Genomic DNA, 23,209 nt, shown 5'->3' on the forward strand with positions numbered 1-23,209 from the left:
TCAATCCAATCCTGCCAGGAGGGGGAAGGGTTTTGTCCATCGACGACAGGCACAAGACGCCGCAGTCCTTTGTGCCGAGACGGCTCATACAGCTCTACGCCGGGCTCGTGCTCTACGGCGCGAGCATGGGACTCCAGTTGCGCGCCGGGCTCGGCCTGGAGCCGTGGAGCGTGCTGAACCAAGGAATTTCCGTACATACCGGGCTTTCGATGGGCACCGTCACCATCGCCTCCGGCGCCCTGATCCTGCTGCTGTGGATTCCACTGCGGCAGCGCCCCGGGCTCGGCACGGTCTCGAACGTGGTGGTGCTCGGACTGGTCATGGACGCGACGCTGGCGCTGGTCCCCGACCTCCGCGCGCTCGGCATCCGGATCCCGCTGCTGGTCTTCGCCGTGCTCCTCAACGGCACGGCCACCGGCCTCTACATCTCGGCGCGCTACGGCCCCGGTCCGCGCGACGGCCTGATGACCGGGCTGCACCGGCGTACGGGCCGCCCGGTGCGCCTGGTGCGGACCTGCATCGAGGTGGCCGTGCTCGCCGTCGGCTTCCTGCTCGGCGGCTCGGTGGGGGTGGGCACGGTGCTCTACGCGCTGGCCATCGGCCCGCTGGCGCAGTTCTTCCTCCGCCGGTTCGCGATCAAGGGCCTGCCCGAGCAGCCGTCCCTGGTGGCGGCCCGCAACAGCTCCCCGCCGGAGCGCGCGATACTTTCCGAGTGATGCCGGCAATACGCGTACGCCACCCCTACCTCGACCACCCCGCCCCGCTCCCGTTCGCACACCGCGGCGGGGCGGCCGACGGCCTGGAGAACACCGCCGCCGCATTCCGGCGCGCGGTGGAACGGGGGTACCGCTATCTGGAGACCGACGTCCACGCCACATCGGACGGGCAACTGGTCGCCTTCCACGACGCGACACTGGACCGGGTCACCGACACCCGCGGCGAGATCGGCGCACTGCCGTGGCGCGCGGTGCGCCGGGCCAGGGTCGCGGGCCGTGAGCCACTGCCGCACTTCGCCGACCTGCTGGAGGAGTTCCCCGACGCCCACTGGAACGTCGACGTCAAGGCGGAGGCCGCGCTGACGCCGCTGCTGGAACTGCTGCGCCGCACGAACGCCTGGGACCGGGTGTGCATCGGCTCGTTCTCGGAGGCCAGGGTCGCGCGGGCGCAGCGGATGGCGGGCCGGCGGATGGCGACGTCGCTGGGCACCCGGGGCGTCGCGGGGCTGCGGCTGCGCTCGCTCGGCCGCGGGGCACTGCCGGTGGACCGGCTGCTGGGCACCGCGGTACGGCGCAGCGCGGTGTGCGTGCAGGTCCCGGAGCGGCAGTCCGGGATTCCCGTCGTCGACCGGCTGTTCGTCCGCGCGGCCCACGCCCTCGGCATGCAGGTCCACGTGTGGACGGTCAACGACGCCGGGCGGATGGCGGCTCTGTTGGATCTTGGTGTGGATGGCATCATGACCGATCACATCGACACACTGCGCACGGTGCTGACCGGGCGGGGCGCCTGGGTCTGAGCCCCTGCCCCGCCCCATCCGCCGCGGTGGACGGGGACGGGAAGACGGGGGTGGGCGCGGTGAGCGCACAGACCGTGGCCGCGGATACGGCCGGGGATACGGAACGACGCCGGGAACAGCGCGGCTGGTACTGGTACGACTGGGCCAACAGCGTCTATTCCACGACGGTGCTGACGGTATTCCTCGGCCCGTATCTGACGTCCGTGGCGAAGGCGGCGGCCGGCGCGGACGGCTTCGTGCATCCACTGGGGATACCGGTACGGGCCGGTTCCTTCTTCGCGTACACGGTCTCCGCTTCGCTGCTGCTCTCGGTGCTGGCGATGCCGGTCGCCGGGGCCGTGGCCGACCGCACCGGCCGCAAGAAACCGCTCCTGGGATGCTGCGCCTACGTCGGCGCCGCGGCCACGACCGGCATGTTCTTCCTCGACGGCGAGCGCTACCTGCTGGGCGGGGCGCTGCTGATCGTCGCGAATGTGGCGTTCGTCGTCTCGATGATGCTCTACAACTCCTACCTGCCCCAGATAGCCGAGCCGGACGAGCGGGACGCGGTGTCCACGCGGGGCTGGGCCTTCGGCTACGCGGCGGCCGGACTGGCCCTGATCGCCAATCTGGTGCTGTACGCCGGGCACGACACGTTCGGGGTCACCGAGGGCACTGCGGTACGGATCTGCCTGGCGTCCGCGGGGCTGTGGTGGGGACTGTTCTCGCTGATACCGCTGCGCCGGCTGCGGGACCGGTGGACGGCGGACAGGCCGGACGCACCCGCCGCGCGCACCGCGGCGCTCGGCCAGGGCTGGCGCCAACTGCGCGGCACCCTGCGCGACATGCGCAGCCGCCCCCTCACCCTCGCCTTCCTCCTGGCGTATCTCGTCTACAACGACGGCGTGCAGACGGTGATCACCCAGGCGTCGGTCTACGGCTCCGAGGAACTGAAACTGGACCAGACGACGCTGATCGTGGCCATCCTGCTGGTGCAGGTGCTGGCGGCGGCCGGCGCGCTGCTCATGGGGCGGCTGGCACGGCGCTACGGCGCGCAGCGCACGATCCTCGGCTCGCTGGTGGCTTGGACGGCGACGATCGCCGCGGGCTTCTTCCTGCCGGCCGGCGTGCCCGTGGGTTTCTTCGCGCTCGCCGCCGCGATCGGCCTGGTCCTGGGCGGCAGTCAGGCGCTGTCCCGTTCGCTGTTTTCGCATTTGGTGCCGCGCGGCAAGGAAGCGGAGTATTTTTCCGCGTACGAGATCAGCGACCGCGGCGTGAGCTGGCTGGGGCCCCTGGTGTTCGGCGTGACCTACCAGGTGACGGGCAGTTACCGGGACGCGATTCTGTCGCTGGTGGCGTTCTTCGCGGTCGGTTTCGTACTGCTGGCGCGGGTACCCGTGCGGCGCGCGATCACCGCCGCGGGCAATGCCGTGCCGGACCGGATTTAGGTCCGGAGCGCGCGGGGCGGTAGTGTACGCCTTTGGCTCACCAGGCGGACCGTTACTGCGCGCTTAACATTGGGAGGCGCTGGGTGACATCTGCTGCCAGATGTGACAAACCGGGCGCTGGTGGGTACAACAAGGGGCGGCACGAAGGAAGGCAGCGGCGCACAGCGCCTCCGTCAAGGGCGGTGGTGGGCGACGGGTGGGCGCATGTCCCGATTTCGGGAATCTTCACCGCCGACCGGACGTTGACCGGATGACGACGACAGCGACACCTGTCCTGTGGGCGACAAGCCCGGGAGGCACGATTCATGAGTGAGCGAGCTCTTCGCGGCACGCGACTCGTGGTGACCAGCTACGAGACCGACCGCGGCATCGACCTGGCCCCGCGCCAGGCGGTGGAGTACGCATGCGAGAACGGACATCGCTTTGAGATGCCGTTCTCGGTTGAGGCCGAGATTCCGCCGGAGTGGGAGTGCAAGGTTTGCGGTGCACCCTCGCTTCTGGTGGATGGCGATGGCCCTGAGGAAAAGAAGGGGAAGCCCGCGCGTACGCACTGGGACATGCTCATGGAGCGGCGCACCCGCGAGGAGTTGGAGGAGGTGCTGGCCGAAAGGCTGGCCGTCCTGCGCTCCGGCACCATGAACATTGCCGTGCATCCGCGCGACACCAACCGCAAGTCCGCCTGACAACCGGACTTCACTACGCAGCACCGCAGCAAATGGGCCGGGGCCACCGCATTTCACGGTGGCCCCGGCCCTTGCGCGTTTCCGGCCTCTTCCGCGCCCGTCCGGGCCGAACTCCCCGTCACGCCCCGCACGGCGGGCCTTGGCGTCCGTACGGGCCCCTGCCCCCACAGGACCGGGGCCCGCAGCAGCTCAACGGGGCAGCGGCGGATCCTGCCGGGGCGGATCCTGCGGCTCGTCGTCGCGGATGACCTCGCCCTGGACGACCTTGCCGTCGGGCTGGTGCATACGCGCCTGCTGGAAGGCGTCGCCGAGCGAACCGGGGGCGTGGCGCGACGTGCGGGTCAGCAGTTTCTCCGTGCGGCGCTGGATCAGCTTCCCGGCCGGCGGGAACAGGCAGACCAGGCCCAGGACGTCGGAGATCATCCCCGGCAGCATCAGCAGCAGACCGCCGAGCATCGGCATCGTGTTGCCGCCGCTCCCGGCGGCCGCAGGGTTCTTCGCCGCCTCCCGCGGGCCCGCCTGGAGCGTCTCGGTGAGGTTCTTCCAGGCGCGGCGACCGGCGCGCTTGATCACGTAACCGCCGACGATCACACCGGCCGCCAGCAGCAGGAACACCGTCCAGCCGCCCGCCGCGTCGGCCACCAGGGTCAGCAGCCAGATTTCCAGCACCAGCCAGGCGGCCACGCACAGCGGGATGAACCGGCGGGCGCGGGAGCGCCGGGGCGGGCGGGGACTCGGCGTGGGCGTTGCTCCGAACGTCATGCCTCAAGTGTGCCTGGTCGCACTGACAGACCGCCTCGGAGGGTCGCCGTGACGATCAAGCGCGAGGCCGCCCGCGGGCTACTTCCCGCGGAGCTTGGACATCCGCGAGCTGACGCCCCAGGCCGTGATCCGCCACAGCGCCTCGACGACGATGTCGCGGCTCATCTTGCTGTCGCCGCGCTCCCGCTCGACGAAGGTGATCGGGACCTCCACGACGTGCAGCCCGGCCTGTACGGCACGGCGGGCGAGGTCGACCTGGAAGCAGTAGCCCTGGGAGGCCACCTCGTCGAGGCCGAGGCTCTTGAGCGTGTGCACACGGAAGGCGCGGTAGCCGCCGGTCACGTCACGCATCGGGACGTCCAGCATCATCCGGGAGTACGTACTGCCGCCGCGGGAGATGAACTCGCGGTACTTGGGCCAGTTCACCACCCGGCCGCCGGGCACCCAGCGCGATCCCAGCACGAGATCGGCGCCCTTGAGCGCGGTGAGCAGCCGGGGCAGCTCCTCGGGCTGGTGGGAGCCGTCGGCGTCCATCTCGACCAGCACGTCGAAGTCGTGGTCGATGCCCCACCGGAAGCCCGCCAGGTAGGCGGCTCCGAGCCCTTCCTTGCCCTTGCGGTGCAGCACATGGACCTGTTCGTCCTCGGCCGCCAGCTCGTCGGCCAGCTTGCCCGTGCCGTCGGGACTGTTGTCGTCCGCCACGAGGACATGCGCCTCGGGAACGGCGGACCGCACCCGCGAGACGATCGGCTTGATGTTCTCCGCCTCGTTGTACGTCGGAATGATCACCAACGTGGTGCCGAGCGGACCGTACTGCCGCTGACCGCCGTCTGTCACAACTGCCCCTTCTCGTCCTTCGAACGCCCGCGCCGGCCGATGACTGTGGCAGCGGCGCAGGACAGAAGTCCCACGATAGCGAGCGTCCACTCGGGTGCTGCACCGACGCGGTCGGCGAGCGTCGTTTCGTCGCGCAGCGGGATGCTCGCGGAGACCACTCCCTGGGTGAATTCGGGGATTTGATGGGTGACTGTCCCGTTCGGCGCGACCACGGCGCTGATTCCGCTGGTGGCAGCCGTCACCACCGCCCGGCCGTGCTCGACGGCCCGGAGCTTGGACATGGCCAGCTGCTGCTCGGGCTGGCCGGTGCGGCCGTAGGTGGCGTTGTTGGTCTGGACGACCAGGGCGCGGGCGCCGGCGTCGACGGTGTCGTGCACGATCTCGTCGTAGGCCACCTCGAAGCAGATGACGTCGCCGAGCTTCGCGGGGCCGACCTTCAGGACGCCCGTGTGGTCGCCCGGGTAGAAGTCCCTGGGCACCCGCTGGAAGCGCGTGATGATCTTGCTGAGCTGTGCGCGGAACGGTACGTACTCGCCGAACGGCACCGGGTGCTGCTTGGTGTACGAGGCGCCGGGGCCCTTCTTCGGATCCCAGACGATGCCCTCGTTGAAGACGTAGCCCTTCTTGGAGGGATGGTCGATGAGGGCCCCGACCAGCACCGGTACGCCGATGTCCTTCACGGCCTCGTCGATGCGGTCGTACGCCTGCGGGTACTGGAACGGGTCCAGGTCCGACGAGTTCTCCGGCCAGATCACGAGATCCGGCTTCTTCACCCGGCCCGCTCTGACGTCGGCGGCGAGCTTCTCGGTGGCCGTGGCGTGGTTGTCGAGGATCTTCATGGGGCGCCCGAGGAAGTCCATGCCGGCCTGCTGGACGTTGCCCTGAACGACGGCGATGTCAACGGTGTCGTCGGCCTTGGTGGGGACGGGCACCAGCACACCGGCCGCGGTGATCACCGCCGCGAGGCCGAACGCCTCGATGGCCGGAAGCGCGCGGTTCGGGGATCCCGGCCTGCGCAGCCCCCACAGCCCGGTCGCGCAGACGGCCAGCAGCCCGCCGGCCAGCGCGACGGCGAAGGTCACCCGCGGGGCGCCGCCGAGGGCGGCGAGCGGGGTGAACGGCGAGCCGGTGTTGGCGAACGCCAGCCGGCCCCAGGGAAAGCCGCCGAACGGGATGCGGTCGCGGGCCCACTCCTGGGCGACCCACAGGCAGGCGCCCCAGAGGGGCCAGGCGGGCAGCCGCGAAGTGAGCGCGAGGCCCGCGCCCATCAGCGCCACGAACAGCGCCTCGGCGATGGACAGGCCGACCACCGCGTCCCAGCCGACGACATGCAGCCACTTCAGCAGAATCAGGAAGAACGGCACGGCGAAGGCGAAGCCGCTCCAGGCGCCCTGCGTGACCTTCCTGCCACGTACCAGAAGCGCCAGCGCGGCGACCGCGACGAGCGAGAGCGGCCACAGGTCGTAGGGCGGGAAGGCCAGACCGAGCGCGGCGCCGGAGACGACGGCGAGCGCGCTGCGCAGCGCCTCGCGCCTGGCCAGCGCGGCGAGGCGGCGCAGCCGGCCGGGACGGCGCGGCGCGTCCGGGGACGAGCCCGGCGCGGCGGGCGGCACAGGACCGTCGGCCGCGCGGCCGCCCGCGGCAGCTTCGGTGGTGTCGGAACCCGATGGCACGGTCGCGGCCTTCCTGCAGGTCGTGCGGTGGTGAGCTGACCGTACATCGGTGGGCCGCGCGGCCGTCTGCGGGGTGCGCGAAGGGCCGGATCACTCAACGGGTGGGTGCGCACGGCGTGAGGTGCGGATAGGGGCCCGGCGCCCTTCGGGCCGACCTGGGGCCCGCTGGCTGCGGGTCGACCGAAAGCCGTTGTCTACTGAGCGTCCGGGCCCCACCCGGGTCGCACCTGCCGACCGGCCGAATCTTTCCTGCGCTCCGTGCCGCTTGTGCTGGACCTGGCTCCCAGTGGCGGTGCTCCGGTGTGGTGCACCGTCCCATGGCCCAGCTGCGTTCGACGACAGCGCGGATGTCTCCCGATCGGACGTCCTGTGGTGGACTCGGCCGAACCTACCGGCCGCCGACCGGCTGCTGTCAACAGGTGTCCCGTCTGCGCCGATTTCGCGTCCTGCCGGGTCGGTGCCGAGGCTTCCCAGGTGGGGCAAGTCCGTACCTGCCGGCCGTCGCGCGGGCGGCGGCCGGCCGATGTCACTCGTTCGGCCGCTCGAAGACCGTGCGGCCGCCGACGACCGTGGTCAGGCAGGTGGGGAGCTCGCCGCCGGGACGGAGATCGGGCAGGCCAGGGGTGCCGGAGCGGGGGTCGGTCGACCAGCGTTCGACGCGTTCGTCGGGGGCCTGGACGATCAGGTCGCCGGTGCGCCAGACGGCATAGTCGGCGGGTGCTCCGGGCACCAGGACGCCGGCGTCGTCGCGACCGATGGCGCGCCAGCCGCCGCGGGTGTGCGCGGTGAAGGCGGCGCGGGCGGAGATGCCGTGGGCGCGGGTGCGGTGGAAGACGGCGGCCCGCAGGGTGCCCCACGGGTCGAGCGGGGTGACCGGGCTGTCGGAGCCCAGGGCGAGCGGTACGCCGGCCTTGAGGAGCGCCGCGTACGGGTTGAGGGTGCGGGCGCGGTCGGCGCCGAGCCGGGTGGCGTACATGCCGTCGTCGCCGCCCCAGGCTGCGTCGAATGCGGGCTGGACGGAGGCGGTCAGGGCCAGGTCGGCGAAGGCGGCGATGGTGCGTTCGGTGAGCATTTCGGCGTGTTCGACGCGGTGCCTGGCGGCCCGGACGCGGTCGAGTCCGACGCGGTCGGCCGCGGCGCGTACGCCGTCGGTGACCGCGGTGAGGGCGGCGTCGCCGATGGCGTGGAAGCCGGCCTGGAGTCCGGCCTCGGTGCACAGGGCGACGTGCTCGGCGATGGCTGCGGCGTCGAGGTGGGCGGTGCCGGTGTGGGCGGCGTCGGCGTACGGCGCGTGGAGGTGCGCGGTGTGCGAGCCGAGCGAGCCGTCGACGAAGAGGTCGCCGGCCGCGCCGAGCGCGCCGAGTTCCCTGATCCGCGCGGCTTCCTTTGCGGATGCGATGGGCTCGGCCCAGTAGCCGACGACGCGCGGGCCGTGGCCTTCGGCGGCCAGGGCCAGCAGGGCGGTGAAGTCGTCCTCGCTCGAAATGTCGGGGCCCGCGCATTCGTGGAGGCTGCCGATGCCGAGGGACACGGCGCGGGCGAGCGCGGCGGCCTGGGCGTCCGCGCGCTGGGCGGGTGTGACGGTGGCGTACCCGGCGTGCCGCACGGCGTGGTGCGCGGCGCCGGTCAGCGGCCCGTCGGGGTGGAATCCGGCCAGGCCACGAACGCCGGGGACGCGGTCGAGCAGGGCGGTGGTGACGACCGCGGAGTGCACGTCGACGCGGGTGAGGTAGAGGGGCCTGCCGCCGGTCGCCGCGTCCAGTTCCGGCCGGGACGGCGGGCGGCCCTCGGGCCAGGCGCCGGCGTCCCAGCCGTGGCCGAGCAGGACCTTGTCGTGGGGGCGGGCCTGGGCGTAGGCACGGATGCGGGTCAGCGCGTCGGAGAGGCCGGCCGCGGACGTCAGGTCGAGGCCGGTGAGCGCCAGACCGGTGGCGGTGGTGTGCACGTGTGCGTCCGTGAACGCCGGGGTGACGAGCGCGCCGTCGAGGTGGACGACCTCGTCGACTCCGTCGGCGAAGGACGCGGCCGCGCCCTCCTCCCCCACCCACGCGATGCTGTCGCCTTCCACCACCATGGCGGTGGCGAAGGGATCGGCCGGGCTGTGCACCTCCCCGCCACGGAGCAGGACGGTACGGGGACGGGACAGATCGGGAGTGCGCTCGCTCATACCGGACAGTTTCGCCCCTGCGGGCGGGCGCGCGGCGCGCGGGGTCACCCGCGCCCCCGAAGCGCCGCCCGGATTCGCCCCGGGCGGCCGGATCCCGCTCAGATGCGCGGCGGCCTGGCCTCGTACGGGGTGGACAGGACGACGGTGGTGCGGGTCGAGACGCCGGCCAGGGTGCGGATGCGGGTGAGCAGGTGCTCCAGCTCCAGCGGGGTGGCGACCCGGACCTTGAGGATGTAGTTCTCGTCGCCTGCGACGCTGTGGCACGCCTCCAGCTCGGGGACTTCGGCGAGGCGCTCGGCGATGTCGTCCGGGGCGCTCGGGTCGAAGGGTTTGACCGAGATGAAAGCGGTCAGCGGCAGGCCCACGGCCTCCGGGTCCACGATCGCGGCATAGCCGCGGATGACACCGCGCTGCTCCAGGCGGCGCACCCGCTGGTGCACCGCCGAAGTGGACAGGCCGGTGGCCTTGCCCAGGTCGGTGTAGCTCATCCGCCCGTCCTTGACGAGCAGATCCACGATTTGACGGTCCAACTCCTCCACCCGCTCAACTTACTGTGCTCGGGCGCGTGTGCGCACCGCGCGCCGGATCGTGGACACTCCTGCGCCGCTCATGTGAGGAATGCCACATGCGTGCACCGGTGTCCGCCGGGTGCCGGTGATTATGCGCGCGGCATGAGGGGAATTGCTGGTGGTGGCCGGGACCGCCCGTCACAGGAAGTCGGCGGCCTGATCGGCCCACCCGAGGGGGATGGACACCATGCGACGTCTTGAGCAGGAACCCGTGCAGGCCGATGCCGGCGCCACGGAGGGCGATGATCTCGACTTCTCCGACGATGACGGTATGTACGAAACCTTTGAGATCTTCCGGGTGACCTGCCCGGACTGCGGGCAGCCGATCGGTCTGCTCGCCGAGGAGGACAGCCTCCCGGAACACGCGCTGTGCCCCTCGCCGTGGAACCCGTTCGGCCTGATGGTCTGCCAGGGATCCGGGCGGTCGGTGGCCGACGCCCCGGTGACCCCGGATTCGATGGACGCCCAAGAGCAGGACGCAGCAGTGCTGTTGACGCTTCCGGAGAGCCTGGACTGGCGCCGTCAGCCGTTCTCCCACATCGGCGAGCCCGGCGAGCGGCCGGTCAGGGTGCCGCGGATGCGCCGCAGGTCCTGACCGCCGCCGACGATTGACCGAAGGCCGGTGCCGTCACGTCACCCGTGACGGCCGCCAACTCACCCTCATACGCACCTGGTTGACCCCATGCGTCTCGGCGCCGTGCGCGCTCCGGCGAACGACGGGCCGCAATCGGGGTGCAGGTAGCGGTATATGGCGCCATTTCAGGCGCAGATCGGACAGCTCCGCAGCTCACGTCGGCTCGCGCGACGGGTCGGCATGGCTCAACTGCGCCCGCGCCGGCGTGCCCCGGGTGAGCACTCCCGAGGCACGTGGCGGATGCTCAGCGGGATTCGGGCCCGGCGAGGTGGCGGGCGATCACCATGCGCTGGATCTGGTTGGTGCCCTCGACGATCTGGAGGACCTTCGCCTCGCGCAGGAAGCGCTCCACGGGGAAGTCCGCGGTGTAGCCGTAGCCGCCGAGGAGTTGGACGGCGTCGGTGGTCACCCGCATCGCGGTGTCGGTGCAGAAGAGCTTGGCCATCGCCGCCTCCTTGGAGAACGGCAGTCCCGCGTCGCGCAGCCTGGCGGCGGTGAGGTACAGCGCGCGGCCCGCCTCCACCTGGGTCGCCATGTCGGCCAGCATGAAGCGCAGGCCCTGGAAGTCGGCGATGGGGCGGCCGAATTGGCGGCGCGATGCGGTGTAGGCGAGCGCTTCGTCGATGGCGGCCTGGGCGACGCCGATGGCGCAGGCGGCGATGCCCAGGCGGCCGGATTCCAGGGCCGAGAGCGCGATGGTGAAGCCCTGGCCCTCGTCGCCGATGCGGCGCGAGTCGGGGACGCGGACGTCGTCGAAGTGCAACTGGGCGGTCGGCGAGCCCTTCATGCCCATCTTGCGCTCGGGTGCCGCGGCGCTCAGGCCCTCGGCGTCGCCGGGGACGAGGAAGGCGGTGATGCCGTGTGCGCCGCTGCCGCCGGTGCGGGCCAGGACGGTGTAGAAGTCGGCCACCCCGCCGTGGGTGATCCACGCCTTGGTGCCGTTCAGTTTCCAGCCGTCGCCCTCGCGGGTGGCGCGGGTCGTCAGGGACGCCGCGTCGGAGCCCGATGCGGGCTCGGAGAGGCAGTACGCGCCGAGCAGTCCGCCGCCGAGCATGGCGGGAAGGTGTGTGGCGCGCTGTTCCTTCGTGCCGAAACCGGCGAGCGCATGACAGGCCAGGGTGTGCACGCTGACGCCGAGGCCGACGGTGAGCCGGGCGCCCGCGAGTTCTTCGAGGATCTGGAGGTACACCTCGTAGGGCTGTTGCCCCCCGCCGAATTCCTCCGGGTACGGGAGGGAGAGCAGTCCGGATGCGGACAGCAGTCTGAAGGTGTCGCGCGGGAAGTGGCCGGCGTCCTCCTCCTCGGCGGCCGTCGGCTTGATTTCGCGCTCGATGAGTTCCCGTACGAGCGTCAACAGGTCGCGGGCTTCCTCCGTGGGCAGCCTGCGATCCACCGGCCGGGGGCCGTACTCGGTCATGGCGGCGCTCTCCTCCCTGTCGGGCGCTACGGCTCCGCTCGCATGGGGTTGGCGGCGGCGCCGGATTCCGTGTGCCCAGCCGATGATCGTCTCCCGGGTCGCGGAAGGCGATGACCTGCAGCTGTGGCGCTAGGAGTATGCCCGATCGGCGGCCGCACGTCACGGGTTGATCAACGGTGGAAGACGGCATCCGGCCGGTGCGGACCGCCCGACGAAATTGGTCCGAACCATTGACGCACTGGTCTAGTCCTTCTAGCTTCTCCCCAACGCCCCACGCGTTCAGGACCGTTCGGAACGCAGGTCGGGCCCCACCCCTCGATTCCCCCTCCGAGGAGACGACATGCTCAGACCGCACCGGAAGCGATCACCGCGCACGCTGATCGCCGCCGCAACCGCGCTGTGTACGGCGGCGTTGGCCGGCTCACTGCTCACCGGACAGGCCATAGCTGCTCCGGCCGGCGCCCCCACCGCCACGAGCCCGAGCACCACTGCCGCCTCCGCACCCGCCGCCGAGACGACCGGGACCAAGCCGGTCGCGGCAGGCAACAAGGTCGTCGGATACTTCACCAACTGGGGTGTCTACGACCGCAATTACCACGTCAAGAACATCGAGACGTCGGGCTCGGCGGACAAGCTGACGCACATCAACTACGCGTTCGGCAACGTCACCGGCGGAAAGTGCGCGATCGGCGACTCGTACGCCGACTACGACAAGGCGTACACGGCCGACCAGAGCGTCGACGGCAAGGCCGACACCTGGGACGACGGTGCGCTGCGCGGCAACTTCAACCAGCTGCGCAAGCTCAAGAAGCTGCACCCGAACCTCAAGGTGCTCTGGTCGTTCGGCGGCTGGACCTGGTCCGGCGGCTTCGGCGAAGCGGCCAAGAACCCCGCGGCGTTCGCCAAGTCCTGCCACGACATGGTCAAGGACCCCCGGTGGGCCGATGTCTTCGACGGCATCGACATCGACTGGGAGTACCCCAACGACTGTGGTCTGACCTGTGACACCAGCGGCAAGGACGCCTTCACCAACGTCATGAAGGCGATGCGCGAGGAGTTCGGCAAGGACCAGCTGGTGACCGCGGCGATCAGCGCGGACGCGTCGGACGGCGGCAAGCTCGACAAGACCGACTACGGCACGGCCGCCCAGTACGTTGACTGGTACAACCCGATGACGTACGACTACTTCGGCGCGTGGGACGCCAAGGGCCCGACCGCCCCGCACTCCCCGCTCACGGCGTACGACGGCATCCCCAGGGCCGGGTTCAACACCACCGACACCACCGCGAAGCTGAAGAAGCTCGGCGTCCCTGCGGACAAGCTGCTGCTGGGCATCGGGTTCTACGGCCGCGGCTGGCAGGGCGTCACCCAGGACGCGCCGGGCGGGACCGCCACCGGTGCGGCCCCGGGCAAGTACGAGGCCGGCATCGACGACTACAAGGTCCTCAAGGAGCGCTGCCCGGCCACCGGCAAGGTGGCGGGCACCGCCTACGCCAAGTGCGGGGACCAGTGGTGGAGTTACGACACCCCGGAGACCATCGCGTCGAAGATGGCCTTCAAGGACGCGCAGGGCATGGGCGGCACGTTCTTCTGGGAGCTGAGCGGTGACACCACCAACGGCGAGCTGATCAAGGCGATCAAGTAGCCCTCGGCGGTGCGTAGGTGAGGGCGGGAGGCTGCGGCCTCCCGCCCTTTCGCGTGCGGCGGGCCGCGGTTCAGCGGGCCGGCGGCCGGGGCGGAGCGGGGCAGTCCGGTTCGTACTCCTCGATCAGCCGCAAGGTGTCCCCGAGGCCGCGCACCAGCAGCGCCCCCACCGTCTCGCGGGCGAGCCGCCGTTCCCCGATCCAGTCGAGGGTGACGCCCTCGACGCTGCACAGCCAGCCGATCAGCGCGGTCCTGGCCAGCGGCGGCGGGTCCTCGCGGCCCCAGGCGCCCAGGGCGATGGTGGTGAGCATCCGGGCGCGCACCGCGTCGCGGATGGCCAGGACCTCGGCGTCGAAGCCGACGCCTCCGGTGACGATGGCGCGGTAGGCGGCCTGGTGGTGCTGGGCGTAACGCAGATAGCCGTCGACGGTGTGCCGGACGCGGTCGTACGGCGCCAGTTCGTGGGTGCTGCCGGCCAGTTCGGCGAGTCCGGCCACGGCGTCCTCGATGATCGCGAGGTAGTAGCCGCGCTTGCTCCTGAAGTAGTAGTAGATCAGGCCCTTGGCGACGCCCGCTTGCCGCGCGATGTCATCCATGGAAAGGGCGTCGTAGGAGGTGTCGGCGAACAACTTCCGCCCTACGGTTATGAGTTCGGCGCGACGGGATGAGGACCGTTCGGTGGCGCGGGCGGCCCGTCCGCGCGGTTGACTATTATTCAAAATCCGCCCTAGTCTCCAACTACCGCGAGTTTTCCGCAGTATGACAGACCGTCATTATCTGCGAACTCGTTGCGTAACGGCTCGGTGAAGCACTTCCCTCGCGCATCCGCACATATCCCGCGACTGCTGGTTGACCGCCATCCCGGGGAGGACGCAGTGAGCACCACGACCCGTACACCGCCCGAAGGGCGGACCTCATGGAAGAAGACCGCCGTGGCCGCGCTGCCCGCGCTGGTCGCGGTGGGCGCGCTCGCGGTGGTGATGGCCGACGGCGCGCTGGCCGCCTCGTTCGCCGTGTCCGGCACCGACTTCCAGGTGTCGTCAGGCAGGCTGACCAGCTCCGGACTCGCCTCCTACGTCCACACGGATCGCGATACCGACGGCGGCGGGCATCCCGTCGCGCTGCTCGGGATCGGCAAGGCCGAACTCTCCGACATCTGCCAGTCCGCCGAGGTCAAGACGCCGCTGGGGCCTGTGGTTTTCAAGCTGACCGCGGGCGGCAAGGCGGGCCCGGTGCGCGCCGACAGCCTCGTCATCGACGGCGAGGACCTGGTGGGCGACGCCCGGTTCGGCACCGCCCAGATCGGCCGCGACGCCTCATCGCTGGACGCGGTGCCCGATGTCACGGGCCCGAAAGGCAAGTTCGGCCTGCAGGCCGGGGACATCTCCGTCGCGGGCGTCCGCTCGCACGCCTGGTCGGCCACCGGAGGCAACTTCCACCTCAACGGGCTCCGGCTGAGCGTCCGCCTGGACGGTGCGAAGTGCTTCTGAGAGCGCGCCGGGCCCGCTGGTCGGCGCGGCTCGACCGGCGCCTGCCCTGGCCGGAACGCCGGGCGGCCCTGCGCCGCTGGCGGCGCACCCGGCCGTTCTGGGCGGGGCTGCTGCTCCTGCTCGGCGGCGCCGAACTGCTGCTGGTGCCGCTGTCGCCGCTGACGGTACTGGTGAGTCTGGGGCTCGGCGGCCTGGCGGCGATCGGCATCGGCCTCGCCCTGATGGCCGCCGGACTGTTCCTGTGGTGCACCCCGGCCGCGCACCACTACGTGAGCATCAATGCGCTGATCCTGTCCGTCCTCTCGTTCGCCGCGACGAACCTCGGCGGCTTCCTGGTGGGGATGGGGCTCGGGATCGCGGGCGGGGCGATGGGCTTCGGGTGGCGTCCGGTGCCGCAGGGCCGGGCGGACGACGGGGCGGACGAGGCAGGCGACGCGCAGTGTTCCGGCCGGGCGGGCGCACGCGGGGCGGCGGGCAAGGCGCTGGCCGTGGCGCTGCCCCTCGCGCTGCTCACGGCACTCGGCGGGCCTGCGGAACGGGCCGGTGCGGCGGGTACGGGCCCCACGGCCGGCGTCCCGGCGCCGTCGCAGCCGCCGACGGTGACCACGACCAGGTTCGCACCACAGGGCTTCACCCTGGCAGGCGTCACCGACGTACCGACGGCCAACGGGCCGCTGAAGGCCATGGTGCTGCGGATGAAGGCCGCCGAACTCAGCGACTACCGGCTCACCACCCACAACGGCGGACCCGAACTCCGCCTGGCATCCGACGCGTTGGACCTGACCGGCGACGTCACGCTCTACCTGACGAAGTTCAGCGGCTGCCTCCAGGGCGTGGTCTGCCTGACCTTCACCCCCGACACGCTGCCCGTCCCGCCGGTCGTACCGCCCTTCGTCTATATGACGCGGGTGTCGGCGGAGCAGGCGCTGGTCACCTCGGACCTGATCGTCGCCGACGGGCTGCGGCTGAGCGCGGAGCCCGCAGGACGGCGGGGCAGCACCTGACCGGCGCCCGCACCACTCCCCCGCGCCGGTCCCGTGCTCCACGATCCGGCGTGCGCTGGGGTTTACGGCTCGGCCCGGCATGAGCACGATCGGCATACGGGGCAGAACCGCACCGGAGAGGTGATACGTGGTCAACCCTTGGCTGGCGATGGAGACGGGCGCGGATCCCGCGGAACGGATCGCCTCGTTGCGGCGTGCGCACGAGGCGTTCCTGGCCGGCGGGCAGGTCACGCCGCCGGTCCGCCGGGTGGTCGCCGACTCCTGGCGACGCTCGGCCGCAGCGCGGGCCGCGTCGGACGGCGTGGTACCCGTCGAGCTGGACGAGGACGCACTCCGTGCCCACCGGCAAGCTCACCCGCTCGCCCGCGCGATGCCCGTCTTCCGTGAACTGCTCGGCGCCATCGCCCAGGACGGTGCGCACCTGCTGGCCGTCTGCGATCCGCAGGGGCGGATGCTCTGGGTCGAGGGGCATCCCGGGGTGGTGCGGCGCGCGGAGCGGATGAACTTCGTGGCCGGCGCACGCTGGGACGAGCGGCACGCGGGCACCAACGCGCCGGGCACCGCACTCGCCGCCGACCATGCGGTGCAGATCTTCGCTGCGGAGCACTACAACCGGCGGGTGCAGCCCTGGACCTGCGCCGCCGCCCCGCTGCACGACCTGCGCACCGGACGGCTGCTGGGCGCCGTCGACATCACCGGCGGCGATCACCTGGCCAGCCCGCACAGCCTCGCCCTCGTCCAGGCCACCGCCCGCGCCGCCGAATCCCATCTCGCCGCGCAGTCCCCGCAGCCAGGGGTCTGCCTCACCGCGCTGGGGCGGGACGAGGCCCTGCTGATCGTGGACGGCAGACAGCTGCGGCTCGGACGGCGGCACAGCGAGATCATGGTGCTGCTCGCGCACCACCCCGAAGGACTGACGGGGGATCAGCTGTCGGTACTGCTGTACGGCGAGCGCGAGATGCGCCCGGTGACCCTGCGGGCCGAGATGTCCCGCCTGCGGCAGCTCGCGGGACCGCTGCTCGCCTCCCGCCCCTACCGGCTGCGCAGACCCGTCGACACGGACGCGTCGGCGGTCGGGGCGGACCTGACGGCCGGCGATCTGCCCGCCGCCCTGGGCGGCTACCGCGGCCCGTTGCTGCCCCTGTCCGAGGCACCCGGCGTACGCCGCCTGCGCACCGCCCTGGAGGACCGGCTGCGCCGGACCCTGCTGGCCGGCCGGGACGCCGTGGCACTGCGGCAGTGGGCACAGGCCCCCTGGGGCGAGGACGACCTGGAGATCTGGGAAGCGCTGGTCGAGGCGCTTCCCCTGCACTCACCCGCCCGCGCGGACGCGTACGCCACGTCGGCGCGACTGCGGACGGCATACGGACTGAAGGGAACGTGAGCGGGGCCCTCCATCGCACCGGGGCGAGCCGCCCCCGGTCCGCTCCCCTCCTCCCCCGCAACGTTCCGGCAACCTCCCCGCTCCTAGCGTGCGCGCCACACTCTCCGCACGGGAGCGGAGTGCAAGCGCCAAGCGATTGGGAGACCGCCCCATGGCCCGTTACGCCAGCCCCGGTTCCGCCGATGCCGTGATGTCCTACGCGCCCCGCTACGACCACTGGATCGGCGGCGAATTCGTGGCGCCCGCTCTGGGCCGGTACTTCGAGAACCCGACGCCGGTCAACGGCCGGCCGTTCACCGAGATCGCGCGCGGCACCGCCGAGGACGTGGAGCGCGCCCTGGACGCGGCGCACGCGGCGGCCCCCGGCTGGGCCCGTACCGCGCCGGCCGAGCGCGCCGCCGTCCTCAACAAGATCGCCGACCGGATGGAGCAGAACCTGGAGGCGCTCGCGGTCGCGGAGAGCTGGGAGAATGGCAAGCCGGTACGCGAGGCGCTGGCCGCCGACATCCCGCTGGCCATCGACCACTTCCGCTACTTCGCCGGAGCGGTCCGCGCCCAGGAAGGCACCCTCTCGGAGATCGACGAGGACACCGTCGCGTACCACTTCCACGAGCCGCTCGGCGTCGTCGCGCAGATCATCCCGTGGAACTTCCCCATCCTGATGGCCACTTGGAAGCTGGCCCCGGCGCTGGCCGCAGGCAACGCCGTGGTCCTCAAGCCGGCCGAACAGACGCCCGCGTCCGTGCACTTCCTCATGAGCCTGATCGCGGACCTGCTGCCGCCCGGCGTCGTCAACATCGTCAACGGCTTCGGCGCCGAGGCCGGCAAGCCGCTGGCCTCCAGCCCGCGCGTCGCCAAGGTCGCCTTCACCGGCGAGACCACGACCGGGCGGCTGATCATGCAGTACGCGTCGGAGAACCTGCGCCCGGTGACCCTCGAACTCGGCGGCAAGAGCCCGAACATCTTCTTCGACGACGTCTCGTCGGCCGCGGACGACTTCCTCGACAAGGCGCTCGAAGGCTTCACCATGTTCGCCCTCAACCAGGGCGAGGTGTGCACCTGTCCGTCCCGCGCCCTGATCCAGCGCGGACACTACGCGGACTTCCTCGCGGCGGGCACGGCCCGCACGGAGAAAATCGTCCAGGGGCACCCGCTGGACACCGACACCATGATCGGCGCGCAGGCGTCCAACGACCAACTGGAGAAGATCCTTTCCTACCTGGACATCGGCCGGAAGGAAGGGGCCCGCGTCCTGACCGGCGGCGAACGGGCCGACCTCGGCGGCGAGTTGGCGGGCGGTTACTACGTCCGCCCGACAATCTTCGAAGGCACCAACGACATGCGGATCTTCCAGGAGGAGATCTTCGGCCCGGTGGTCGCCGTGGCCCCGTTCAGCGACTTCGACGACGCCATCGGCATCGCCAACGACACGCTCTACGGACTCGGCGCCGGCGTATGGACCAGGGACGGCTCCACCGCCTACCGAGCGGGCCGCGCCATCCAGGCCGGCCGGGTATGGACCAACTGCTACCACGCCTACCCCGCCCACGCGGCATTCGGCGGCTACAAGCAGTCCGGAATCGGCAGGGAGAACCACAAGATGATGCTGGACCATTACCAGCAGACGAAGAACCTGCTGGTGTCGTATTCAGCGAAGAAGCTGGGATTCTTCTAGGGGGCTGCGGAAAGGCGCCTGACCTGGGGTTTTGCTGGTCAGGCGCCTTCCGACCGACCCACTGAGAGCAGAGCCCGTTTTACGCTTCACCTCCCAATTTCCACCACCGCTGTCCCGCTCCTGACCAGCGCTCCCGGACCAGTCACGGACCAACGCCCCGACTCACCCCGCAGGAGCCGCGCCTCGATCGCAAGGCCGGCGCCAGTGGCGCCGAGCGTGACAGCTGCTGCCAGGGCGGCAGCCACGAGCTTGTGCCTGCGGCGGAGGATTTTCCTCATGCGGTTTCCGCGCCGGGCTGGGCGTGCCGCGCGGCAGAGTGGCCTGCCGGACCCGGCTGCTTCCCTGCTCCGCCCGGGGCAAGCGTGTGGTGGCCGGTTCAGGACGACCGCCCCACCCGACGACCCTGGCCCCACGCCTGTCCACGCGGGCCTCTAGTATTATTTCGCGTTCTCCGGCGGGCGTTGACGTCCGCTTGGTCGTGTCCGCCGCCCAACGCCCGACACGACACGGCGACTTCCACCGCATGGCGATGGAGTCGAGCACGAGGAGAGGAACGTTCATGCGCGCCCGGAGCATCGCCGCGGCCACCGCAACAGCATTGGCGCTGGTGGCCGCCCGTGACCTTGTCCAGAAGAAGCACGCATTGCTTCGGAACTTCCCGGTGATCGGGCACGCCCGGTACCTGTTGGAGACGATCGGGCCGGAGCTGCGGCAGTACATAGTGACCTCCAACGACGAGGAGCGCCCGTTCAGTCGTGACCAGCGCACCTGGATCTATGCGTCGGCGAAGGAGGAGAACAACTACTTCGGGTTCGGAACCGACAACGACGTTGAGCACATGCAGGGGCACGCATACCTGAAGCAGCGCACGTTCGCGGGCACACTGCCCGACGTGCACGACCCGCAGGCCCCGCTGCCCTCGGCCAAGGTGCTGGGCGGGCCGCGCGGACGCGCCAAGGCATTCCGACCGGCGAGCGTGGTGAACATCTCGGCGATGAGCTTCGGATCGCTCTCCGGCGCGGCGATCACGGCGCTCAACAAAGGGGCGGCGCTGGCAGGCACGATGCAGAACACGGGAGAGGGCGGCCTCTCGCCGTACCACCGCAACGGCGGCGACCTCGTCCTTCAGATCGGTACGGCGTACTTCGGCTGCCGCAACGAGGACGGCAGCTTCAACCTCGACAAGCTCAAGGACGTGATCGCCGGAGCCCCGGTCAGGGCGATAGAGATCAAGCTCTCCCAAGGCGCCAAGCCAGGGCTGGGCGGGATGCTGCCGGGCACGAAGGTGACCCCGGAGATCGCCGAGATCCGCGGCATCCCGCTCGGCAAGGACTGCGCCTCCCCGTCGCGGCACACCGCGTTCAGCGACGTCGACTCGATGCTCGACTTCGTCGAACTGCTCGCCACCGAGACCGGTCTGCCGGTCGGGGTCAAGAGCGCGGTGGGAGAGATGGGCTTCTGGCAGGAGCTGGCCACGCTGATGGCGCGTGGTGACCGTGGTGTCGACTTCGTGACCATCGACGGCGGCGAGGGCGGCACCGGGGCGGCGCCGCTGACCTTCACCGACTCGGTGTCGCTGCCCTTCCGGATGGGGTTCTCCCGGGTCTACGGCACCTTCGCCGAGCTGGGGCTGACCGACGACCTGACCTTCATCGCCTCCGGCAAGCTCGGCCTGCCCGAGAACGCCGCGGTCGCCTTCGCTCTGGGTGCCGACATGATCAACGTGGCTCGTGAGGCGATGCTGTCGATCGGCTGCATCCAGTCGCAGAAGTGCCACACCGACAAGTGCCCCACCGGCATCGCCACCCAGAACCCGCGACTCGCCCGCGGCCTCGACCCGACCTCGAAGGCCACCCGGGCCGCCGTCTACCTGCGCACCCTGCGCAAGGAGCTGATGAAGGTCTCGGCGGCCGTCGGCGTCGCCCACCCGGCGCTCATCACACCCACCGACATCGAGATCATGAACGGCGACTACGACGCCCGCACCCTGGCCGGCGTCTACGGCTACAAGGACGGCTGGGGCGAGCTCGGCCCGCACCTCGCCGAAGAGATCACCGCGCTGCTCACCACCAAGCCGACCTCCGTGCAGAGGCCGACCACCTGACACTCATCTGGGCGGTCCTCGCCGGGGAGGTGGACGAGGAGGTCGGTGTGGCTGCCCCGGCCGCGCTCGGCGACGGTGGCGACATGGTGCCTGTCGGCGCAGTCGGGCCGGGTGTAGGCATCGCCGGGGCACAGGGCGCCGGCCCGGTCGCCGTAGACGTCGAGCGGGCGCTGGTCCCAGCTGTCCGCGGCCTTCCGCATCGCGGGCAGGGTGCACATCAGGCGGGCAGTCTCGGTCTCCTCCCGGTGCCGTCGGCACGGGACGCACTCCTGGGCGCCCGGGTTGGGCCCGGCGAGGTGCTGTCCGCACAGCGCCCTGCCGGTCGCCGCATCGCGTCGGTGCCCCGTGACCAGGTTCGCGCGGCCCCGAGGCGCCCACAGCAGGGCAGGGCCGCCATGGCACGGTTCGTCAGGAGGCAGAGCAGCGCGCCCACCCGGCACTGAAACGCCGCGAGGGAAGGGCGCGGGACGCGGAGCGCTCGCAGGGGGCGGGAGGTCGCCAGAACGCGGGCGACGGCGGCGATCCCGGCCGGGGCCTCGGTGTCGAACGTACCGCTGTAGCCGGGGACTTGCGCGATGCCGGTGACCACGAGCTTCCATCCCTCGCCGTCGGCGTCGGGCCGACCCGACGGGAACCAGCCGAGATGGAAGCGGCCGTCACGGGAGTTGATGTGGACATCGGCGCGGTCGTCCACGACACGCTTGAAGTCGGCATCCGTGAACTGGTCGGTGACCAGCGTCGGCCGACCGGGGCCCAGCTTCCAGGAGTGCAGCCGCAGGGCCTCGACGGTCGTGGCGAAGCCGGAGATGGAAACCTCCACGGTCACAGGCATCACCTCTCTGAACAGGCATTTCAGCGGAAGACGCCTACGTTGCCATGCCCCTGGAACGGTTGGTCAGCCCTTCCATGATCTTCCCTGGCTGCCCCAGGCGAACTGGACCGCTCTCATCGAATTGAGGCGTTTACTCAGCGAACTCAGCCGTTTCGCCTTGCGTCTCAGTGAACCTGGTCATGCCACGGTGTTGCACTGCTCGACGGCGAACCGGCCGCGGGAGGCCGTCGGTTCCAGTGGCCGGTCTGGACTCCGGCGGATCGAAAATCTGGTGTGCTTGGGCCAGTTCACGTCCGTATGCTCGTGCGAAACTCGCGACAGACGGGAGGTGGAGGCAGTGAAGCTTGCTGAGGCGCTGGCAGAACGTGCAGAGGCGGCGCGGCGTGTAGAACAGCTGCGAGCGCGAGTTGTCAGCAGTGCGCGGTATCAGGAGGGCGAAACGCCCGCCGAGGATGCGGCTCAGTTGCTGGCCGAGGCCAGTGAGGTGATGGGCACCCTGGAGACGCTGATCCGGCGGATCAACCGGACCAACGCCGCAGTGGACATGGCGCAGGACGGCACGCTCACCGACGCGCTCGCGCGCCGCGACGTGCTGCGGCTGCGCCACTCGGTGGTCACCGCGGCGGCGGATGCGGCAGCGGGTACGGGCGAGCGAGGATACGGACGGCAGCTTCGATCCGAGCTGATGACGCTCTCCGCCCTTCCGGTCGCGGAACTACGTGGTCAGGCGGATGCACTCGCGCGGGAGATCCGTGAGATCGACGTACGTATCCAGCGAATGAACTGGGAGGCGGATCTGCTGGACTGAGCAGTCCGGCGGGGTGTGACGATGTGGAGCAGGTAGCCCCTTCGGAGGCGTGCACACACCGAGGGCCGGCGGCTTTCCGACCCACTCCTGGCGCGTGAAGAGCAACGCGGGGGTTCGACTCCCCATCAACAGTGCAGCTCAGCACCGCGTACAGGTAACAGTGCATATCGCACAGCACATCACCACGTGCAGATCCGGAGCGGTGAGGGCGGGTTCGGGGTTTTCCACACCACAGCAGGCCAGACCATTGGGGACAGCATCTCTGACGCTCCACGCCGACTGGGTTGAGCGAGACGCGACTGACTTCGATGAGAACGAACAGAACTGCCACGGAGGCCGCGGACGATTGCGGGATCTCGCACTGCCTGGCCGAATCTCACGGCTGGAGGCCGCGCCGTGGTCGATCGGCCACGGACCTGAGACCGGTCGGCCGGCCTGTTCATTCATTCGCCGAGGATTTCTGTCCCGTCTCGCTGAGCTTGGACGAGTCTCACTGATCTGAGTGGGGCTGCATCGAATCTCACGTCCGGTGGCTGTTGTCGAGAGTGCAGTCACCCACAGGGGTGACCCGTGTCCCGTTCCATGT

Annotated in this window: 19 protein-coding genes and 1 pseudogene; 12 read left to right on the plus strand and 8 right to left on the minus strand. The window is 70.7% G+C overall.

What is annotated here, in order from left to right; translation table 11 throughout:
- Positions 1-32 precede the first annotated feature (32 nt).
- The 4 genes from yczE (at position 33) to LIU39_RS25700 (ending at position 3,623) form a co-directional block, all read left to right on the plus strand.
- Positions 33-716 (plus strand): membrane protein YczE, encoded by a 684-nt coding sequence (gene yczE / locus LIU39_RS25685; RefSeq protein ID WP_443743003.1) that lies wholly within the window; start codon positions 33-35, stop codon positions 714-716.
- On the plus strand, positions 716-1,513 hold the full coding sequence (locus LIU39_RS25690) for a glycerophosphodiester phosphodiesterase family protein (protein ID WP_227049275.1): 798 nt from the start codon (positions 716-718) through the stop codon (positions 1,511-1,513). The genes yczE and LIU39_RS25690 overlap by 1 nt, the downstream gene beginning before the upstream one ends.
- Positions 1,514-1,572: 59 nt before the next feature.
- The gene (locus LIU39_RS25695) at positions 1,573-2,940 is read left to right on the plus strand and encodes an MFS transporter (RefSeq protein ID WP_372464038.1); all 1,368 of its coding nucleotides are present in this window, start codon (positions 1,573-1,575) and stop codon (positions 2,938-2,940) included.
- Positions 2,941-3,245: 305 nt separating this feature from the next.
- Complete coding sequence (locus LIU39_RS25700; RefSeq protein WP_100605284.1) at positions 3,246-3,623, plus strand: RNA polymerase-binding protein RbpA; 378 nt, start codon at positions 3,246-3,248, stop codon at positions 3,621-3,623.
- 189 nt (positions 3,624-3,812) lie between these two features.
- Here the strand turns inward: LIU39_RS25700 and fxsA are convergent, their stop codons facing one another.
- From fxsA to LIU39_RS25725, 5 genes are all read right to left on the minus strand, one after another.
- A complete protein-coding gene (fxsA, locus tag LIU39_RS25705; protein ID WP_227049276.1) occupies positions 3,813-4,385 on the minus strand; it encodes an FxsA family membrane protein in 573 nt (190 codons plus the stop codon).
- A 78-nt stretch (positions 4,386-4,463) separates the two neighbouring features.
- Positions 4,464-5,222 carry a polyprenol monophosphomannose synthase gene (locus LIU39_RS25710; protein WP_227049277.1) on the minus strand — a complete coding sequence of 253 codons (759 nt, stop codon included), beginning with the start codon at positions 5,220-5,222 and terminating at the stop codon, positions 4,464-4,466.
- The gene (gene lnt / locus LIU39_RS25715) at positions 5,219-6,895 is read right to left on the minus strand and encodes an apolipoprotein N-acyltransferase (protein WP_227049278.1); all 1,677 of its coding nucleotides are present in this window, start codon (positions 6,893-6,895) and stop codon (positions 5,219-5,221) included. The genes LIU39_RS25710 and lnt overlap by 4 nt, the downstream gene beginning before the upstream one ends.
- Before the next feature lie 526 nt (positions 6,896-7,421).
- Complete coding sequence (locus LIU39_RS25720) at positions 7,422-9,062, minus strand: amidohydrolase (RefSeq protein ID WP_227049279.1); 1,641 nt, start codon at positions 9,060-9,062, stop codon at positions 7,422-7,424.
- A gap of 98 nt (positions 9,063-9,160) precedes the next feature.
- On the minus strand, positions 9,161-9,601 hold the full coding sequence (locus LIU39_RS25725; protein WP_227049280.1) for an Lrp/AsnC family transcriptional regulator: 441 nt from the start codon (positions 9,599-9,601) through the stop codon (positions 9,161-9,163).
- Positions 9,602-9,809: 208 nt separating this feature from the next.
- On the opposite strand from LIU39_RS25725, the gene LIU39_RS25730 reads away from it, so the two are divergent.
- Positions 9,810-10,226: a hypothetical protein gene (locus LIU39_RS25730; RefSeq protein WP_227049281.1), complete on the plus strand. Its 417-nt coding sequence runs from the start codon at positions 9,810-9,812 to the stop codon at positions 10,224-10,226.
- Between the two features lie 283 nt (positions 10,227-10,509).
- Here the strand turns inward: LIU39_RS25730 and LIU39_RS25735 are convergent, their stop codons facing one another.
- Positions 10,510-11,682, minus strand: a complete 1,173-nt coding sequence (locus tag LIU39_RS25735; protein ID WP_227049282.1) for an acyl-CoA dehydrogenase family protein — start codon at positions 11,680-11,682, stop codon at positions 10,510-10,512.
- Positions 11,683-12,022: 340 nt separating this feature from the next.
- Between LIU39_RS25735 and LIU39_RS25740 the strand changes: the two genes are divergently transcribed.
- Positions 12,023-13,327, plus strand: coding sequence for a glycoside hydrolase family 18 protein (locus tag LIU39_RS25740; protein ID WP_227049283.1), 1,305 nt, complete (start codon positions 12,023-12,025; stop codon positions 13,325-13,327).
- Positions 13,328-13,397: 70 nt separating this feature from the next.
- Here the strand turns inward: LIU39_RS25740 and LIU39_RS25745 are convergent, their stop codons facing one another.
- A complete protein-coding gene (locus LIU39_RS25745) occupies positions 13,398-14,045 on the minus strand; it encodes a TetR/AcrR family transcriptional regulator (RefSeq protein WP_227049284.1) in 648 nt (215 codons plus the stop codon).
- A 261-nt stretch (positions 14,046-14,306) separates the two neighbouring features.
- On the opposite strand from LIU39_RS25745, the gene LIU39_RS25750 reads away from it, so the two are divergent.
- The 5 genes from LIU39_RS25750 to LIU39_RS25770 all read left to right on the plus strand — a co-directional run bounded on the left by LIU39_RS25750 (position 14,307) and on the right by LIU39_RS25770 (position 20,983).
- Positions 14,307-14,816, plus strand: coding sequence for a DUF6230 family protein (locus tag LIU39_RS25750; protein WP_264483250.1), 510 nt, complete (start codon positions 14,307-14,309; stop codon positions 14,814-14,816).
- Entirely contained in the window at positions 14,807-15,820 is a 1,014-nt protein-coding gene (locus LIU39_RS25755; RefSeq protein ID WP_227049286.1) for a DUF6114 domain-containing protein, read from the plus strand. The genes LIU39_RS25750 and LIU39_RS25755 overlap by 10 nt, the downstream gene beginning before the upstream one ends.
- A gap of 127 nt (positions 15,821-15,947) precedes the next feature.
- On the plus strand, positions 15,948-17,204 hold the full coding sequence (locus LIU39_RS25760; protein WP_227049287.1) for a GAF domain-containing protein: 1,257 nt from the start codon (positions 15,948-15,950) through the stop codon (positions 17,202-17,204).
- A gap of 151 nt (positions 17,205-17,355) precedes the next feature.
- The gene (gene exaC, locus LIU39_RS25765; RefSeq protein ID WP_227049288.1) at positions 17,356-18,879 is read left to right on the plus strand and encodes an acetaldehyde dehydrogenase ExaC; all 1,524 of its coding nucleotides are present in this window, start codon (positions 17,356-17,358) and stop codon (positions 18,877-18,879) included.
- 559 nt (positions 18,880-19,438) lie between these two features.
- On the plus strand, positions 19,439-20,983 hold the full coding sequence (locus LIU39_RS25770; protein ID WP_227049289.1) for an FMN-binding glutamate synthase family protein: 1,545 nt from the start codon (positions 19,439-19,441) through the stop codon (positions 20,981-20,983).
- 481 nt (positions 20,984-21,464) lie between these two features.
- Here LIU39_RS25770 and LIU39_RS25775 read toward each other — a convergent pair.
- Positions 21,465-21,815: pseudogene (locus tag LIU39_RS25775) on the minus strand (SPDY domain-containing protein); the annotation flags it as partial.
- 337 nt (positions 21,816-22,152) lie between these two features.
- On the opposite strand from LIU39_RS25775, the gene LIU39_RS25780 reads away from it, so the two are divergent.
- Positions 22,153-22,623, plus strand: coding sequence for a DIP1984 family protein (locus LIU39_RS25780; protein WP_227049290.1), 471 nt, complete (start codon positions 22,153-22,155; stop codon positions 22,621-22,623).
- Positions 22,624-23,209: the final 586 nt, after the last annotated feature.

The sequence above is a fragment of the Streptomyces pinistramenti genome (assembly GCF_020564935.1).
Taxonomy (GTDB): domain Bacteria; phylum Actinomycetota; class Actinomycetes; order Streptomycetales; family Streptomycetaceae; genus Streptomyces; species Streptomyces pinistramenti.